Here is a 17,280-nt window from a genome sequence, read left to right on the forward strand (position 1 = left end):
CACCGAACCGCGCGCATAGCGACCGGCACGCGTGCGTTCACGGCCATCGCGCCGGAAACGTAAGCAACATTGACCCTTGCATTTCCCTGCTGCGCTGCCGCAAAGAGGGACTGTCGGGCAGGTCTGGCGGCTCCGGGAGTCGCCACCAGTCGTGCCGCGTTCGGATTGGAATTCCTCCGTGATCGGTATCGTCAGGACCGCGTTATCGCGCCCGCTCACCTTCATCGTCATGGCCATTCTGGTCGCGGTCGTCGGCGTGCTGGCGGCCGTGCGGACGCCGGTCGACATCTTCCCCGACATCAAGGTGCCGGTGATCGCCGCCGCCTGGACGTACCAGGGCCTGTCGCCCGACGACATGGCGGGGCGGATCATCACCCCGTACGAGCGCGTGCTGTCGACCACGGTCAACGACATCGACCATATCGAGAGTCAGTCGATGCCCGGCATCGGCGTCGTGAAGATCTATTTCCAGCCGGGCGCCGACATCCGCACCGCCACCGCGCAGGTCACGTCGGTGTCGCAGACGGTGCTGCGCCAGTTGCCGCCGGGCGTCACCCCGCCGCTGATCCTCAACTACAGCGCGTCGACCGTGCCGATCCTGCAGCTCGCGCTGTCGGGCGTCGGGCTATCCGAGGGCAAATTGTTCGATACCGCGGTCAACCAGATCCGCCCGGGGCTCGTCACCGTGCCGGGCGCGGCGATCCCGTATCCGTCGGGCGGGCGCCAGCGTCAGGTGCAGATCGATCTCGACCCGCAGGCGCTGCAGTCGAAGGGCTTGTCCGCGCAGGACGTCGGCCTCGCGATCGCCGCGCAGAACCAGATCAACCCGGCCGGTTTCGCGAAGATCGGCGGGTTCCAGTATAATGTCCGCCTCAACAACGCGCCGGGCTCGATCGACGAGTTGAACAACCTGCCCGTGAAGGTGGTCAACGGCGCGACGATCTACATGCGTGACGTGGCGCACGTCCGCGACGGCAGCGCGCCGCAGACCAATGTGGTGCATGTCGACGGGTCGCGGTCCGTGGTGATGACGATCCTCAAGAACGGATCGACCTCGACGCTGGCGATCGTCCAGGGGATCAAGGATGCGCTGCCGGCGATCCAGGCGACCTTGCCCGACAGCCTCAAGATCGTGCCGATCGGCGACCAGTCGCTGTTCGTGAAGGCGGCGGTCGAAGGCGTCGTCAAGGAAGGCGCGATCGCCGCCGCGCTGACCAGCCTGATGATCCTGCTGTTCCTCGGATCATGGCGCTCGACCGTCATCATCGCGATCTCGATTCCACTCGCGATCCTCGCCGCGATCATCGCGCTGTCGGCGACTGGGCAGACGCTGAACGTCATGACGCTAGGCGGCCTCAGCCTCGCGGTCGGCATCCTGGTCGACGACGCGACGGTGACGATCGAGAACATCAACTGGCATCTCGAGCAGGGCAAGAGCGTCCGTCAGGCGATCCTCGACGGTGCCGCGCAGATCGTCACGCCGGCGTTCGTGTCGCTGCTGTGCATCTGCATCGTGTTCGTGCCGATGTTCTTCCTGCCGGGCGTCGCGGGCTTCCTGTTCGTGCCGCTCGCGCTGTCGGTCGTGTTCGCGATGATCGCGTCGTTCGTGCTCTCCAGGACGCTGGTGCCGACGATGGCGATGTATTTGCTCAAGCCGCATGCTGGCGACGTCCATGCCGCGGGCACGCCGACGTCGCGCAATCCGCTGGTCCGGTTCCAGCGCGGGTTCGAGGCTCGGTTCGAGCGGTTTCGTGGCGGTTATGGTCGCCTGCTCGAACGCGCGCTGGCGACCGGAAAGCCGTTCCTGCTCGGCTTCCTCGCGGTGGTCGCGCTGTCGATGCTGCTGATCCCGTTCCTCGGCCAGAACTTCTTCCCCGCGGTCGACGCAGGCCAGATCACGATGCACGTCCGCGCGCCGATCGGCAGCCGGATCGAGAGCACGTCGGCACAGTTCGACCGGATCGCGCGTCGCGTCCGCCAGATCATCCCCGCGAACGAACTGGTCTCGGTAGTCGACAACATCGGCTTGCCGGTCAGCTCGATCAACGCGACCTACAACAACTCCGGCACGATCGGCCCGCAGGACGGCGACATCCTGATCCAGCTCGCGCACGAACATGCGCCGACCGCCGATTACGTGCGCAAACTGCGCGAGACGTTGCCGGGCGCGTTCCCCGGCGCGACCTTCTCGTTCCTGCCCGCGGACATCACCAGCCAGATCCTGAACTTCGGTGCGCCCGCGCCGATCGACGTGCAGATCACCGGCAAGGATGCGGCGGGCAACTACGCCTACGCCCGGACGCTGCTGCGGAAAATCGCGGCGATCCCGGGCGTTGCCGATGCGCGCATCCAGCAATCGGCGCGCTACCCGGAACTGCGCGTCGACATCGACCGAAGCAGGATCGGCCAACTCGGCCTGACCGAACGCGACGTGACCGCCAGCGTCGGATCGTCGCTCGCGGGCACGATCCAGACCGCGCCGGTCTATTATCTCAACCCCGAGAACGGCGTGTCGTACAGCGTCGTCGCGCAGACCCCCGAATACCGCGTCGGATCGATGAGCGACCTGTCGAACATCCCGGTCACCGGCACCAATGCGGGCGGTACGTCGCAGGTGCTCGGCGGGCTTTCCACGGTCGTCCGCGGCACCTCGCCCGCGGTCGTCTCGCACTACAACATCGCGCAGGCGATCGACATCTACGCGACCCCCAACGGCCGCGATCTCGGTGCGGTCGCGGGCGACATCAAGCGCGTGTTGGCGGATGCGAAGGCCTCCGCACCGAAGGGCACGACGGTCGCGCTGCGCGGCCAGTATGCGACGATGAACAGTGCGTTCTCAGGCCTGTTCTTCGGGCTGATCGGCGCGATCGTGCTGATCTACCTGCTGATCGTCGTGAACTTCCAAAGCTGGCTCGATCCGTTCGTCATCATCACCGCGTTGCCCGGCGCAATCGCCGGGATCGTCTGGATCCTGTTCCTGACCGGCACGCCCTTGTCCGTGCCGGCGCTGACGGGGGCCATCATGTGCATGGGCGTCGCGACCGCCAACGCGATCCTGGTAGTGAGTTTCGCGCGTGAGCGACTCGCCGAACTCGGGGACTCGCACAAGGCGGCGATGGAGGCGGGGATGACACGTTTCCGCCCGGTGCTGATGACCGCGCTCGCGATGATCATCGGCATGTTGCCGATGGCGATGGGCTTCGGCGAGGGCGGCGAGCAGAACGCGCCGCTCGGCCGTGCGGTGATCGGCGGGCTGATCGTCGCGACGTTCGCGACGCTGATGTTCGTGCCGGTGATCTTCAGTCTAGTGCACCGCAAGGACGCAGAGCGCGCCGCCGCCAAAGCCCGCCGCGACGAGATTTTAGAGGAAGCGCATGTCTGAGATCGTTCATCCGGATCCCGTCGCCACCGAACCGCAGCGCGGGTCGCTGAAGAAAGTCGGCATCGTCGCGGCGATGATCGCGCTGGCGCTGGTGGCGTTCGGCATCTTCACGCGGCACCGCTCGGACTCGCAGCTGGCGACCTGGACGACCGCACAGTCGACGCCGATCGTCACCGTGATCCGCCCGACCGCCGAGGGCGCGAGCGATGCGCTGACGCTGCCGGGCAACGTCCAGGCGTATAACAGCGCCGCGATCTACGCGCGGACCACGGGGTATATCCGCAAATGGTTCGTCGACATCGGCGATCCGGTCCGCGCCGGCCAGACGCTCGCGATCCTCGACGCGCCAGAGGTCGACCAGCAGGTCGCCGCCGCGCAGGCCGATCTCCAGACCGCCCGCGCGAACCGCTCGCTCGCCGCTTCGACCGCGACGCGCTGGCGCGATCTGCTCGCCAAGGACGCCGTGTCGAAGCAGGAGACCGACGAGAAGATCGGCGACCTCGCCGCAAAGTCCGCGATCGCCAACGCGGCGTCGGCCAACGTCCGCCGGCTCGGCGCGTTGCAGGGCTTCACGCGCCTGACCGCGCCGTTCTCGGGCGTCGTCACGAGCCGCTCGACTCAGGTCGGTGCGCTGGTGACGGCGGGCACCGCAGCCTCGACGCCGCTGTTCACGATCGCCGACGTCAACCGGATGCGGATCTATGTCCGTGTGCCGCAGGCCTATTCGGGGCAGACCCGGCAGGGGATGCACGCGACGCTGACCGTGCCCGAATATCCGGGACGCGCCTTCGACGTGACGCTGACCCGCAGCGCCGACGCGGTCGATCCGCAGTCGGGCACCGTTCTGGTCGAGTTGCAGGCGGCGAACGCCGATCGCGCGCTTAAGCCGGGCGCCTATGCTCAGGTCAAGTTCCCGGTCGGTGCGGGCGGCACCGGCGTACGGCTGCCGTCGAGCGCGCTGGTGATCGGCGCGAAGGGTACGCAGGTCGCGGTCGTCGGCAGCGACGGCAAGGCGCATCTCAAGACGATTACGATCGGCCGCGACGATGGCGACAGCGTCGCGATCAGCGCAGGGCTCAGCGCCAGCGACCGCGTGATCGACAGCCCGCCGGACTCGCTCCAGACCGGCGACCCGGTCCGTATCGCACCGTCGACAGGACCGGCCCGTGCGAAGCGCTAGGCTGGGTATGGCGGCGGCGGCGGCGGCAAGCCTGGCCGGGTGCTCGCTCGCGCCGCCGTACAGCATCCCGCCGAGCCCGGCTGCGGCGGCGTACAAGGAACTAGGACCGCAGGGGCAGGGGCCCTGGCAGCCAGCCGTCACCGACACGTCGCTCCCCGCCGCGTGGTGGACCGCGTTCGACGATCCGACGCTGACCGCGCTCGAAGCGCGGATCGAGGCGGGCAATCCCGATCTCGCCGCCGCCGCGGCACGCTACGATCAGGCGCGCGGTCTGCTCGGCGAGTCCCGTGCCGCGCTACTGCCGTCGATATCGGTAGGGGCCGACGGTGGCCGTTCGCGCGTATCCGCCGGTCGACCACTCTCGCCGGGTAACGCCGCGACGTACAACAACCTCTCGGTCGGCGCGTCGCTGGCGTACGAGATCGACCTGTTCGGCCGCGTCCGCAATTCGGTCCGCGCGGATACCGCGTCGGCGCAGGCCAGCGCGCAGGATGTGGTCGCGGTCCGCCTTGGGTTGCAGGCGTCACTGGCGGACTCGTACTTTCAGATGCGCGGTCTCGATGCGCGGACCGTGTTGCTGCGCCAGACGGTGGCGGCGTTCCAGCGCGCCTACGACCTGACCGATACGCGCCATACCGGCGGCATCGCCTCAGGAATCGACGTCAGCCGCTCGGCCGCGTTGCTCTCGAGCGCACGCGCGGAACTGTCGGCGGTCGCTGGCGCACGCGCGGCGTTTGAGCACGCGATCGCCGCGCTGGTCGGCGAGACCCCCTCGACCTTCGCGATCCCCGTCGCCGACACGTTGCAGCGTCCGCCCGCGATTCCCGTCGGCGTACCGTCGACACTGTTGCAACGCCGCCCCGACATCGTCGCGGCCGAGCGCCGGATCGCCGCCGCCAACGCCCAGATCGGCGTGGCGCGCGCAGCCCAATACCCGTCGCTCACGCTCGGCGGGTCGGGCGGGTTCGAGGCGGGCAACGGCAACATCCTTCGCGCCTCGAACAGCTTCTGGGCACTCGGGCCGCTATCCGCCGCGCTCGCGATCTTCGACGGCGGTGCACGGCGCGCGCGCGTGCGCATCAGCCGCGCGCAATATGACGAGGCGGCGGCATCCTACCGCTCGACCGTCCTTACCGCCTTCCGCGAAGTCGAGGACGACCTCGCTCGTTCGCGCGCGCTGGTGGATCAAGAACGCGACCAGCTGGCCGCAACCCGCGCCGCCGAACGCACGCGCGACCTTGCGCTCATCCGCTACCGCGACGGCGCGTCCGACTATCTCGACGTGGTGACGGCACAGACCGCGGCGCTCGACGCGCAACGCTTGTTGCTGGAGGTGCAGAGCACGCGGCTACAGATCGCGGTCGACACCGTCCGCGCGATCGGCGGCGGTATCGCGACCTGACTGCCGAACCGCCGCCGCCGGGTCAGACCCGCAGGTAGCGGTAGTACCAGACCTCATGCCCCTGCCGCCGGGCCTTGCGTTCGTACCGCGTCTCGGGCCAGTCGTCTGGGCGGGTCAGGAAGTCATGCGGCGTTTTCGCCTGCCATTCGAAGTCTCTACGTGCGCTCATGATCATCATCGACCACCGGCAATAGGTCGGGTCGTCGGTACCAAGCCGGAATTCCGCGCCGGGCTTGAGCTTGGCGGCGATCGTGTCGAGCGGGCCGTGGTTGACCATGCGGCGCTTGGCGTGGCGCGCCTTCCGCCAGGGATCGGGATGCAGCAGGTACAGCCGGTCCAGGCTCGCGTCGGGCAGTCGCTCGATTACCTCCAACGCATCGCCCATGTGCAGCCGCACGTTGGTCAACTCACCATCGCGGATGTGCGCCAGCGCGCCGACGACGCCGTTGAGGAACGGTTCGCAGCCGATGAAGCCGACGTCGGGGTTCATCGCGGCCTGTCCCGCCAGATGTTCGCCTGCGCCGAAGCCGATCTCGACGTGCAACGGGCGGTTGTCGCCGAACAACGTCATCGCATCGATCGGCCCTTCCTCCGGCACCGACAGGTCGGCGAGCGTTTCCTCGACGAGCGCGGCTTGGCCGAGGCGCAGCTTGTGGCCCTGGCGACGGCCATAGAGGCGGCGGATAACAGAAGGATCGTTCATCGCCGCGCGCTCTAGCGGGCGATTGCGCCGGAGCAAAGCGCGACGCGGACCGTTGCACTCTCGTAATGGTCGATAACGCTTCCAATCCGCCCGGCGAAGACGTCGAGGATCTCAAGGCCGCCGATGCGCAGGATCTGCACAAGGCGGTTCGCGAGGAGGGCGAGGAAGAACTCGATCGTCCGGTATCGTCGCTGTTCTTCTCCGGGCTTGCCGCGGGGATGGCGATCGCCAGTTCGCTGATCGCGGAAGGCGCGCTGCACCACGCGCTGCCCGATACGCCGTGGCGGACGATCATCGTCTCGCTTGGCTATCCGATCGGGTTCCTGGTCGTGATCCTCGGGCGGATGCAGTTGTTCACGGAGAGCACGATCACCGCGATGTTGCCGTTGGTGACCAAGCCGTCTGGCTGGGCATTGCGGCGCACCTTGCGGCTCTGGAGTGTGGTGCTGGTCGCCAACCTCATCGGGACGGCGCTGGCCGGCGGGATGATCGCGGCGGGCCTGCTCGGCGGCAGCGAGCTTCGTACCGCGATGATCGAGGTGTCGATGGCGATCACCGAACTTTCGCCGGGCGCGACGTTCGTCAACGCGGTCCCGGCCGGGTTCATGATCGCGATCCTCGCCTGGTCGCTGCCGAATGCGCGCGAACAGTCGTTCCTCGTGATCGTCGCGATCACCTATGTCGTCGCGATCGCCGCGTTCAGCCATTCGATCGTCGGATCGGTGGAGGCGTGGCTGCTGCTGTTTTCGGGTAAGGTCGGCGTCGCTCAGGCGCTCGGCGGCCTGATGGTACCGGCGATCCTCGGCAACTTGCTGGGCGGTGCGGGGTTGTTCGCCTTGCTCGCGCATGCACAGGTGCGCGGTGAAATGGACGGACAGGGCGAAAATTGATGGGCAAGACCAAGGACGCCGCGAAGGCCGTCGAGAAGGCGGACCGCAAGGCGACGCACAAGGCCGCCGAGCACCGCGACCAGCCGCTGGTCAAGGCGACCGGGTTCCTCGCCGAGATCGGCGACCAGCCGCAGCTCGTGGCGACGTCGATTGGCACGGTCGTGATCGGCCTGATCGCGCGCAGGCCGGACGTGATCCGTGGCGGTGTACGGATGCTGGCGGCGCACGCGGCGGCGACCTTCGTCAAGTCGGCGATCAAGGCGTCGGTCGATCGCACCCGCCCGGAAAAGGCGATCGAGGACGGCAAGGCGCGGTTCGAGCCCGGCAAGAGCGACGATCACGAACAGACCTCGTTCCCGTCGGGTCACACTGCCGGCGCGGTCGCGGTTGCACGTGCTGCGTCGCGCGACATCACGGGCGCCGGTGGTCCGGCGGCGTTGATCTCCGGCGCGGTCGCGGCGGCGCAACCGGTGAACGGGAAGCACTACCTCTCCGATCTCGTCGTCGGTGCGGCGGTCGGCTGGATCGCCGAAGCGCTCGTCAGCGCGGTGTTCGACCGGGTCGCGCCCGTGGTCGAGACGGCCGTGGCAAACAAGGCACCTCTGTTGATCGAGCACGCCAAGGCCTGAATGGTTCGACGCAACCGAGTGTTACCCGTTGACCACAGATTGCGGCGAAATCGATATTTGTAAGGATCGGCAAGGGGATAGCGGAACCGTTACGCCCGCGTGACGGTTGCCACCGCATCGTAACCAGAACGGACTATCCCCATGAAGAAGCTTTCCATCGCCGTCACGCTCGCCGCCATGGCCGTCTCGCTCGCAGCATGCGGCGGCAAGGGCGATGACAAGCTCGGCAGCCAGGTCGAGAAGGCCGCGGACAACCGTGCCGACGCGCTCGAAGCGACCGCCGACAATCTCGAGGACCAGGCCAAGGCAGTCCGCAAGGACGGCGACCGCCAGTCGGACGCGATCGACGATGCCGACGTGAACGCACAGGCGATGCCGCAGGCGCAGAAGGATGCACTGGTCAACGGCAGCGAAAAGCTCCGCTGATCTTGTAGGCGCACACCAGCGCCGGCGTCTTGGCCGCCTTCCGGTACACACCGGGGGGCGGCTTTGACGTTTTGAAAGGGCCGGGTTCGACCGGCCGCTATTACGACAGGGGACACGGCAATGATCGACAGGCGTCGACTGGAAACGGGGGGCTTCATCACCTTCCTGGTGGCGATCACGATCGCGTTGTGCGTGGTCGTATCGTCGTTCGCGGCGGCGTTGTTGTGGAGCGCACTCGCGGCGATCCTGTTCCAGTCGCTGTACCAGTGGCTGCTCAAGCGCTGGCCCGACCGCCGCAACCTGGCGGCGGCACTGACGCTGCTGATCATCTTCGTCGCCGTGATCGTGCCGGCCTTGTTCATCGGCAGCCTGATGATCGACCAGTCCGCCTCGGTTTACGCCAAGCTGCAGAGCGGCCAGATCAACTTCGGCGCGTATTTCCAGCAGATCCACGACGCGCTGCCCAACCGGATCCAGGGTGCGCTGGACAAGGCCGGGCTCAACAGCTTCGAACAGGCGCAGTCGCGGGTGTCCAACATCCTCGGCAACAGCGTCCGATCGATCGCGGGTCAGGCGCTATCGATCGGCCGCAACGCAGCCGCGTTCCTGCTGTCGTTCGGCGTCGGGCTGTACGTGACGTTCTTCCTGCTCCGCGACGGCGACAAGGTCGGTCCTGCAATCCGTCGCGCATTGCCGTTCGAGCATTCGGTGGCGGCGAAGTTGGTCGACAAGTTCGTCGCGGTCGTGCGCGCAACGATCAAGGGGTCGGTGATCGTCGGGCTCGTCCAGGGTGCGCTCGGGGGCCTGACATTCTGGATCGTCGGCGTGCCCGCCGCCCTGCTCTGGGGCCTGCTGATGGCGCTGACGTCGCTGCTACCCGCGCTCGGGCCGGCGATCGTGTGGGTGCCGGTTGCAGTGTACCTGCTGGCGACGGGTGCGGTCTGGCAGGGCGTGGTCGTGATCGTCTCGGGCGTGGTGGTGATCGGTCTGGCCGACAACATCCTGCGGCCGATCCTGGTCGGGCGCGATACCGGGATTCCGGATTACATCGTGCTGGTGACGACGCTTGGCGGGATCGAGGTTGTCGGGCTGAGCGGTATCGTCGTTGGCCCGCTGGTCGCGGCGCTGTTCCTGACCGGGTGGCAGATCCTGACCGAGCAGCGGCATGCCCAGATTTCCCCCGTTCGTCCCGAGTAGCTGCCGAGCCTGTCGAAGCAGCGTATCGAGGGACAGCTTGGCAAGCGGAACGCGCCTGGTCCTCGATAACCCTCTCCCCTCGGGGAGAGGGAGGGGCCCGCACGGCGAAGCCGGGCGGGAGGGTGAGGGGGAGTGAGGCTCGGACCCTCTCCCCCAAACCCCTCACCCTTCCGTCGCCAAGCGGCTCCTCCCTCCCTCTCCCCGGCGGGGAGAGGGACTGGATGCTCAGTCCACAACAACAAAAAAACCTCCCGCGGACCGGTCCGCGGGAGGTTTTTTCACATCACAAAAGGCGTCGCTATCAGGCGACGGCAGCCTTCAGCGCGTCCACCAGATCGGTCTTCTCCCAGGTGAACATATCACCCTCGGGCTCGCGACCGAAATGCCCATACGCCGCGGTCTTCTTGTAGATCGGCGCGTTCAACTTGAGATGCTCGCGGATGCCCTTGGGCGTCAGGCGAACAAGCTTAGGCAGGACCGCCTCGAGCTTGGCTTCCTCGACGGTACCCGTGCCATGCGTGTCAACATACACCGACAGCGGCTCGGCAATCCCGATCGCATAGCTCAGCTGGATCGTGCAGCGACGCGCGAGCCCCGCAGCAACGACGTTCTTCGCCAGATACCGCGCGACATAAGCGGCCGAGCGATCGACCTTCGTCGGATCCTTGCCCGAGAACGCGCCACCACCGTGCGGTGCTGCGCCGCCGTAGGTGTCGACGATGATCTTACGACCCGTCACGCCTGCGTCGCCGTCCGGGCCGCCGATCTCGAACTGGCCGGTCGGGTTGATGTAGATCGCGGTCTCGTCGGTGATGAAGCCGTCAGGCAGCACATCCTTGAACACGCCCATGACGTAGTCGCGCAGCACCGCGTATTTCGCGGGATCGGCGTTGTCGCCCTTCTCGCAATAGCCCGGCGCGTGCTGCGTCGAGACGACGAGGGCGGTCGCGCCGACTGGCACTTCATTCTCGTACGACAGCGTGACCTGGCTCTTCGCGTCGGGCTCGAGGAACGGCGCGGCGCCCGAATGACGATCCTCGGCCATCCTGGCGAGGATCTTGTGGCTGTAGTACAACGTCGCAGGCATCAGGCCGGGGGTCTCGTCGGTCGCGTAGCCGAACATGATGCCCTGGTCGCCGGCGCCCTCGTCCTTGTTGCCGCTCTCGTCGACGCCCATTGCGATGTGCGCGGACTGGCCATGGAGGTTGTTCTCGAAGCGGAACGTCTCCCAGTGGAAGCCCGACTGCGCGTAGCCGATTTCCTTAACGGTGTTGCGGACAGCCGCCTCGATTTCGGCCTTGGCACCGGGCGCCCAGAAGTCCGTGTCCTTCCACTCGGCGCGACCATATTCGTAGACGCCCTTGCAGCGGATTTCGCCGGCGAGGACAACGAGCTGCGTGGTGGTCAAAGTCTCGCAAGCGATGCGAGCCTCGGGATCCTTGGCGAGGAACAGGTCGACGATCGTGTCGCTGATCTGGTCGGCGACCTTGTCGGGATGGCCTTCGGAGACCGATTCGGAAGTGAAGAGGAAAGACTTGCGCATGCGGGCCTCTTTGCCATGCTCTGAAGCGAGCGTCATATAAGGAAAGCTTTATATGACCCTAGCGCTGGCGACGGCGCAGGGCAACCGCGGTAACGAGCATGAGTAGGGCAACGATCGCCGCCATCGCGTTGCCGACGCGCGAGAACAGCGTCGGCGGCAACGCGGACGGCATTGGCTGCTCGATCGCACCGGCAGTCTCGTGCGGCACGGTCGCGACGAGGCGGCCATCGGCAGCGATAATCGCGGAAATACCCGTGGGAGTTGCGCGGAGGATCGGCAGCCCTTCCTCGATCGCGCGCATCCGGGCTTGGGCGAGATGCTGCGGCGGGCCCCATTTGCCGAACCACGCGTCGTTCGAGGGATTGAACAGGATGCGGGGGCGGTGTGCGCGATCCACGACCTCACCCGAGAAAATGATCTCGTAGCAGATCTGCATACCGATCGAGCCGAAGCCCGGCAGCGTCAGGTTCGCAGGGCCCTTGCCAGAGGTGAAATCGATGTCGCCGGGGACGAGCCGCGCGAGGCCGAGCGGCTTCAGTAGCCACGGCATCGGCAGATATTCGCCGTATGGCACGAGGTGCGCCTTGTCGTAGCGGCCCCGCAACCGCGCTTGCGCATCGAGCGCGAATACCGAATTGGCCGCGCCGGAGATCTGATCCCTGGCGTTGAACTCGAGCGCGGTGCCGCCGATCAGCAGGATATCCTCGGGGCCGAGCAGCCGGGCCATGCGGCGGCGCAGATAGAGCGGGCTCGACCAGCCGTAAGCGTAGAATGGGTAGCCGTCCTCGACGTAATCGCGGACGACGCCTTCGGGCCAGACGACGAGGCGCGGGGTGGTGCCGCCTTGGCCGGACAGCTTTTCGAGCGCGGTGAGAACACGTTCGCCGTCGGTTTCGCTGCGGTCTTCCTGGCCGATGTCGGGCTGGACCACGCGGACCAGAGGCGTGCCGGCAGCGGGCGGCGGCGCATTCGTCCAGAGCGCGGACAGTGCTGCGAGACCGAGCGCTGGAAGGGCGACGGCTGGCAGCGTCCAGCGGCGCACCGCGAGCATCAGCAATGCGCCCGCGGCAAGGATCGTCACACCCGACAGCGCATAGGTGCCGATCCAGGCGGACAGCCGCGCGACACCGATGGCGGGGAGCCAGACGACGCTCAGCGGATCCCACGCATAGCCGGTGAACAGCGTCGCGCGCAGCCACTCGGTCGCGATCCAGGCCGCGGCGAAGACGAACACGAACGTCGCGTCGGGGGCGCCGGGCCGTCGTGCGATCCGCCACGCCAGGCCGCCTGCAAGCATCGGGAACACTGCCAGATACAGCGCGAGACCGACCGCCGCGAAGTACCCTAGCACCGGCGGCATCGCATCCTGGAAGTCGAACGCATGCTGGAACCAGTTGTTGTTCACAGTGAAGTGCCCGACCCCGAACACCCACCCGCGCCATAGTGCGCTGCGCAGGGTCGGTGCGTCATGGACGATCTTCATCCACACCGCGAACGCGACGAGCGTCAGCGGCCAGAGATCGAGCGGAGCGAACCCGGTCGCGGCAAGCGCACCGAGGACGAGGCAGGCGAGGACAGGGTAACGGTTCACGCTCGCGCTATGGCGTGGCGGAGGGGGCCGGGCAATGTCTTAGCCTCGTTGGTCACGGCACTGCCGCCCCGCTCTCCACCACCCCGGCGGAGGCCGGGGCCCAATTGGGGGACGTTGCTAATGGAGTACGGCGCGTCGTTACTGCGACCTCTCCAATTGGGCCCCGGCCTTCGCCGGGGTGGTGCAGAGTTGTGAGCACACCCGCATCAAAGCTTGTTCTCCCGCGAAGGCGGGAGCCCAGACTGGACTCCCGCCTTCGCGGGAGAACAAGGAGGAGCGGGCAACACCCGCAAAAGGGTGACGAACCTACCTTCCCGACCTATCATCCCCCAATGACCCTACGCCCCTTCCACCTAGCCTTCCCGGTTCACGACCTAACCGCAGCGCGCACCTTCTACGGCAGCACCCTCGGCTGCCGCGAAGGCCGCTCCAGCGACCACTGGATCGACTTCGACCTGTTCGGCCACCAGATCGTCGCGCACCTCGACCCCTCAGCCAAACCCGTCGCGGTCGAGAACGCGGTCGACGGCCACGCCGTCCCGGTCCCGCATTTCGGCGTCGTCCTGACGATGGACGACTGGACCGCGCTGTCCGAACGCGTCACCGCCGCCGGCATCCAGTTCGGGATCGCGCCGTACATCCGCTTCAAGGGCGAGCCCGGCGAACAGGCGACGATGTTCTTTCTCGATCCCAGCGGCAACGCACTCGAGTTCAAGGCGTTCGCCAACGACGACATGATTTTCGCGACTTAAGGAATAGACATGGGCACTCCCATCACCGTCGACGTCCCTCATCAGCTCGGCAAGACCGCGGTCCGCGCGCGGCTCGACGGCGGGATCGGCAAGATCAGCGACAAGATCCCCGGCGGGTCGGTGACCGAGCAGCGCTGGGAGGGCGATACGCTGCACTTCACCGTCCAGGCGATGGGCCAGACGATCGCGAGCGCGGTCACCGTGTTCGAGACCAACGTCCACGCTGTCGTCGACCTGCCCGGCATCCTCGGCTTGTTTGCGAGCAAGGTGCAGGACATGATCCGCAAGGAAGCGCCCAAACTCCTGCGCTGAGATCAGGCCGGCGCGCGTCGATACAGCTCGAACGCCGCCTTTGCGCCGACGATGGCCTGCTCGACCCAGGCCTCGTCGGCGGTCTCCCCGTCGATCGCGGTCAGCAACGCGCGCCACTCGCCGGACAGATGCTTCGCCCCAAGATAGGCCGACGGCATCCCTTCGGGCACCGAGCGCGACAGCATGATGCCGCCGAGCCGCGAGCCCTCGATCACATACATCGCGCCCCAGCCGGCGGCCGTGCTGGGCGGGACGTCGAACAGCATCGGCACAGGCATGTCTTCACCCAGCGCGGCAAGATCCTCGGCCAGCGCTGCCCTCCGCGACCGAACCGCCGCCAGCCCTGGAATCGCGGCCAGCCAAGCCTCGACCGCCGGCAACGCCTTGGCATGCGCGATCAGGAACGCACGATAGTCATCCGCATCGGTCAGGTCGTAGCGCCCGAACCCCGCATCGACCGCGTCGTGATCGCTAGCCGTCGCCGCCCGAAGTCGCGCGACAGTCGAAAGCACGTCGGTCAACAGCAGCGTCCTCCGCCCTTGCTGCCGTACCGCGCCTCCTGCCGATCTCGGAAGAACGCGCGCTCGTCCATCGGCGCGTGGTCGGGATGCCGTTCCGCCATGTGCTGGCGATACGCGGCGTAGGACGGCACGCCGACCATGAGCAACGCGGTCTCGCGCACCTTCGCGTAGAGTGCACGGATCATTCTGCGGCCACCAGCTGCGGCGGGACTTCGGTCACCGTCGGCCGGTCGATCTTCAACGCGGCGAGGCAAGTCCGCACACCAAAGAACACGATCGACAGCACCACCGCGAGGAACAGCGCGCACAGCCCAGCATCGATCCGGTCGTTGAGGACGATCCGATGCATCTCCGCCATCGTCTTGGCCGGCGCCAGCAATTCGCCCCGCGCCGCCGCGTCCGCGAACTTCGAGGCATGCGCTAGGAAGCCAACCTTGGGATCGCTCGCGAACAGCTTCATCAGCCCCGCGGTGATCGTGCACAGGCACAGCCACGCGGCGGGCAGGATCGTCACCCACGCGTAGCGCTGCCGCTTCATCCGGAACAGTACGACCGTCGCCAGCACCAGCGCGACCGCCGCCAGCATCTGGTTCGAAATCCCGAACAGTGGCCACAACGTATTCACCCCGCCCAATGGATCGGTAACGCCCTGGTACAGGAAGAACCCCCAGGCGATCACGCAGAGCGCGGTCGCGATCAGCCCCGGTACGATCGCCGAGGCATTACGGAACGACGGCACCGCGAGCCCGATCAGATCCTGCAGCATGAACCGCCCGGCGCGCGTCCCCGCATCGACCGCGGTGAGGATGAACAGCGCCTCGAACAAAATCGCGAAATGATACCAGAACGCCTTCATCGCCTGCCCGCCGACGAGGTGGCTGAAGATCTCCGACATCGCCACCGCCAGCGTCGGCGCGCCGCCGGTCCGCGAGACGATCGTGGTTTCGCCGACGTCCTTCGCGGTCTGCGCGAGCAGTTCGGGGGTGATCGGGAAGCCCATCGCGGTGACCGCGGTAGCCGCGGAGGCGAAGTCGGTGCCGACCACCGCGGCCGGGCTGTTCATCGCGAAATACACGCCGGGATCTAGGATCGACGCGCCGACCAGCGCCATGATCGCGACGAAACTTTCCATCAGCATCGCGCCGTAACCGATGAACTGCGCATCGCCTTCGCTGGCGATCAGCTTGGGTGTGGTGCCGCTGGCGATCAGCGCGTGGAAGCCCGACACCGCGCCGCACGCGATCGTGATGAACAGGAACGGGAAGAGCCCGCCCGACCAGACCGGGCCGGAGCCGTCGATGAACGGGGTGAGCGCAGGCATCCGCAGCGGCGGCGCGACGACCGCGATGCCGATCGCCAGCGCGACGATCGCGCCGATCTTGAGGAAGGTCGACAGGTAATCGCGCGGTGCGAGCAGCAGCCACACCGGCAGGACGGAGGCAACCGCGCCGTACCCGACCATCAGCACGCAGAGCTGCACCGGGGTCAGCGTGAACAGCGGCGCGAGCGTCGGCGAGGCAGCGACGGTACCGCCATAGACGATTGCTGCGAGCAGCCCGATTACGCCGAGAACGGAGACTTCGCCGACCTTTCCGGGCCGGATCCAGCGCGTGTAGATACCCATCAGGAAGGCGAGCGGGATCGTCGCGGCGACGGTGAACAGCCCCCACGGACTGCCCGCGAGCGCACGCACGACGATCAGCGCGAGCACGGCGAGGATGATGACCATGATCGCGAACGCACCGATCAGCGCGATCACGCCGGGCACCGCGCCCATCTCCATGCGGATAAGCTCGCCGAGCGACCGCCCGTCGCGCCGCATCGAGATGAACAGGATCATGAAGTCCTGCACCGCACCGGCGAGGACTACGCCGGCGAGGATCCAGAGCGTGCCGGGGAGATAGCCCATCTGCGCGGCAAGCACCGGCCCGACGAGTGGGCCCGCGCCGGCGATGGCGGCGAAATGGTGGCCGAACAGGACGTTGCGATCGGTCGCGACGTAGTCGAGGCCGTCCGCGCGGCGCAGCGCCGGGGTCTGGCGACTTGGGTCGAGTTGCATCACATGCCGCGCGATATATCGCGCGTAGAACCGGTAGGCGATCAGCTGGACCGACACGGCCGCGGTGACGATCCACAGCGCGTTGACATGCTCGCCGCGCTCGAACGCGACGACGGCAAGCGCGCAGGCTGCGAGGAGCGCAAGGGCGCCCCAACCGATCTTCTCGCGTAATGTCATTGCGTTCGCCCTCCCGCGGTCCGTTACGCGCGGCATCGCGTATTCAGGCGCGGAGCGCTAGCCTAGATTAGCTCGTACACCCGCCCCACAGCTCCACCCCGGCGAAGGCCGGGGCCCAATTGGAAGGGTCGTCGTAACGCAGTGAGAGCTTCACCGTTACCGTTCCCCAATTGGGCCCCGGCCTTCGCCGGAGTGGTGGCTTGGTTGGATAAAGGTGGCGCTCCCCGGTCAACGGGGCTCGATCTGAGCAGGCGGCATGCAAAACGCAGTTCAACCCCATCCCGTCACCCCGGCGGAGGCCGGGGCCCACCGGCCCGCATACTCCACGGGCTGCGAGTATGCGGAACGGTGGATGCCGGAACGAGCCCGGCATGACGGGGAAGGGGGCTGGTTGCTGCTCCGGTTTGCGCGGGATATTCTCGCGGCCGTAGCGCGGATTCCAACGAGGCTGTTCCTCCGCGTACGCGGGGGAACAGCTTGGGTGGGCTCTCCCCAGCCGTGAGGGCAGACGTAGTG

The 17,280-nt window shown here is 67.1% G+C and carries 15 protein-coding genes; 9 read left to right on the top strand and 6 right to left on the bottom strand.

Going from position 1 to position 17,280, the window contains the following annotated elements; translation table 11 throughout:
- The first annotated feature begins 178 nt into the window (after nucleotides 1-178).
- The 3 genes from C8J42_RS00145 to C8J42_RS00155 are packed head-to-tail and all read left to right on the top strand — an operon-like array spanning nucleotide 179 to nucleotide 5,964.
- Complete coding sequence (locus C8J42_RS00145) at nucleotides 179-3,382, top strand: efflux RND transporter permease subunit (protein ID WP_133018482.1); 3,204 nt, start codon at nucleotides 179-181, stop codon at nucleotides 3,380-3,382.
- On the top strand, nucleotides 3,375-4,562 hold the full coding sequence (locus C8J42_RS00150) for an efflux RND transporter periplasmic adaptor subunit (protein ID WP_133018483.1): 1,188 nt from the start codon (nucleotides 3,375-3,377) through the stop codon (nucleotides 4,560-4,562). Before C8J42_RS00145 ends, C8J42_RS00150 begins: the two co-directional genes overlap by 8 nt.
- Nucleotides 4,549-5,964: an efflux transporter outer membrane subunit gene (locus C8J42_RS00155; protein ID WP_243643962.1), complete on the top strand. Its 1,416-nt coding sequence runs from the start codon at nucleotides 4,549-4,551 to the stop codon at nucleotides 5,962-5,964. The genes C8J42_RS00150 and C8J42_RS00155 overlap by 14 nt, the downstream gene beginning before the upstream one ends.
- 22 nt (nucleotides 5,965-5,986) lie before the next feature.
- Here C8J42_RS00155 and trmB read toward each other — a convergent pair whose 3' ends face one another.
- Complete coding sequence (trmB, locus tag C8J42_RS00160; RefSeq protein WP_133018484.1) at nucleotides 5,987-6,667, bottom strand: tRNA (guanosine(46)-N7)-methyltransferase TrmB; 681 nt, start codon at nucleotides 6,665-6,667, stop codon at nucleotides 5,987-5,989.
- A 65-nt stretch (nucleotides 6,668-6,732) separates the two neighbouring features.
- Between trmB and C8J42_RS00165 the strand changes: the two genes are divergently transcribed.
- The 4 genes from C8J42_RS00165 to C8J42_RS00180 all read left to right on the top strand — a co-directional run bounded on the left by C8J42_RS00165 (nucleotide 6,733) and on the right by C8J42_RS00180 (nucleotide 9,809).
- Complete coding sequence (locus C8J42_RS00165) at nucleotides 6,733-7,557, top strand: formate/nitrite transporter family protein (protein ID WP_133018485.1); 825 nt, start codon at nucleotides 6,733-6,735, stop codon at nucleotides 7,555-7,557.
- Nucleotides 7,557-8,186 carry a phosphatase PAP2 family protein gene (locus C8J42_RS00170; protein ID WP_133018486.1) on the top strand — a complete coding sequence of 210 codons (630 nt, stop codon included), beginning with the start codon at nucleotides 7,557-7,559 and terminating at the stop codon, nucleotides 8,184-8,186. The genes C8J42_RS00165 and C8J42_RS00170 overlap by 1 nt, the downstream gene beginning before the upstream one ends.
- A 141-nt stretch (nucleotides 8,187-8,327) precedes the next feature.
- A complete protein-coding gene (locus C8J42_RS00175; protein ID WP_093399730.1) occupies nucleotides 8,328-8,612 on the top strand; it encodes a hypothetical protein in 285 nt (94 codons plus the stop codon).
- Between the two features lie 120 nt (nucleotides 8,613-8,732).
- Complete coding sequence (locus C8J42_RS00180) at nucleotides 8,733-9,809, top strand: AI-2E family transporter (RefSeq protein ID WP_133018487.1); 1,077 nt, start codon at nucleotides 8,733-8,735, stop codon at nucleotides 9,807-9,809.
- A gap of 301 nt (nucleotides 9,810-10,110) precedes the next feature.
- On the opposite strand, the gene metK is transcribed toward C8J42_RS00180, so the two are convergent.
- Nucleotides 10,111-11,352: a methionine adenosyltransferase gene (gene metK, locus C8J42_RS00185; protein ID WP_133018488.1), complete on the bottom strand. Its 1,242-nt coding sequence runs from the start codon at nucleotides 11,350-11,352 to the stop codon at nucleotides 10,111-10,113.
- 58 nt (nucleotides 11,353-11,410) lie between these two features.
- Nucleotides 11,411-12,943: an apolipoprotein N-acyltransferase gene (lnt, locus tag C8J42_RS00190; RefSeq protein WP_133018489.1), complete on the bottom strand. Its 1,533-nt coding sequence runs from the start codon at nucleotides 12,941-12,943 to the stop codon at nucleotides 11,411-11,413.
- 332 nt (nucleotides 12,944-13,275) lie between these two features.
- Between lnt and C8J42_RS00195 the strand changes: the two genes are divergently transcribed.
- Entirely contained in the window at nucleotides 13,276-13,695 is a 420-nt protein-coding gene (locus tag C8J42_RS00195; RefSeq protein WP_133018490.1) for a VOC family protein, read from the top strand.
- 9 nt (nucleotides 13,696-13,704) lie between these two features.
- Entirely contained in the window at nucleotides 13,705-14,007 is a 303-nt protein-coding gene (locus C8J42_RS00200) for a polyhydroxyalkanoic acid system family protein (RefSeq protein ID WP_056061302.1), read from the top strand.
- 2 nt (nucleotides 14,008-14,009) lie between these two features.
- Here C8J42_RS00200 and C8J42_RS00205 read toward each other — a convergent pair whose 3' ends face one another.
- From C8J42_RS00205 to C8J42_RS00215, 3 genes are read right to left on the bottom strand one after another with little or no spacing between them, the layout of a single operon-like run.
- Nucleotides 14,010-14,528, bottom strand: coding sequence for a biliverdin-producing heme oxygenase (locus C8J42_RS00205; RefSeq protein WP_133018491.1), 519 nt, complete (start codon nucleotides 14,526-14,528; stop codon nucleotides 14,010-14,012).
- Entirely contained in the window at nucleotides 14,525-14,713 is a 189-nt protein-coding gene (locus C8J42_RS00210) for a YbdD/YjiX family protein (RefSeq protein ID WP_133018492.1), read from the bottom strand. Before C8J42_RS00210 ends, C8J42_RS00205 begins: the two co-directional genes overlap by 4 nt.
- Entirely contained in the window at nucleotides 14,710-16,764 is a 2,055-nt protein-coding gene (locus C8J42_RS00215; protein WP_133018493.1) for a carbon starvation CstA family protein, read from the bottom strand. The genes C8J42_RS00210 and C8J42_RS00215 overlap by 4 nt, the downstream gene beginning before the upstream one ends.
- Nucleotides 16,765-17,280 lie beyond the last annotated feature (516 nt).

It is taken from the genome of Sphingomonas sp. PP-CE-1A-559, from assembly GCF_004340965.1.
GTDB lineage: Bacteria > Pseudomonadota > Alphaproteobacteria > Sphingomonadales > Sphingomonadaceae > Sphingomonas.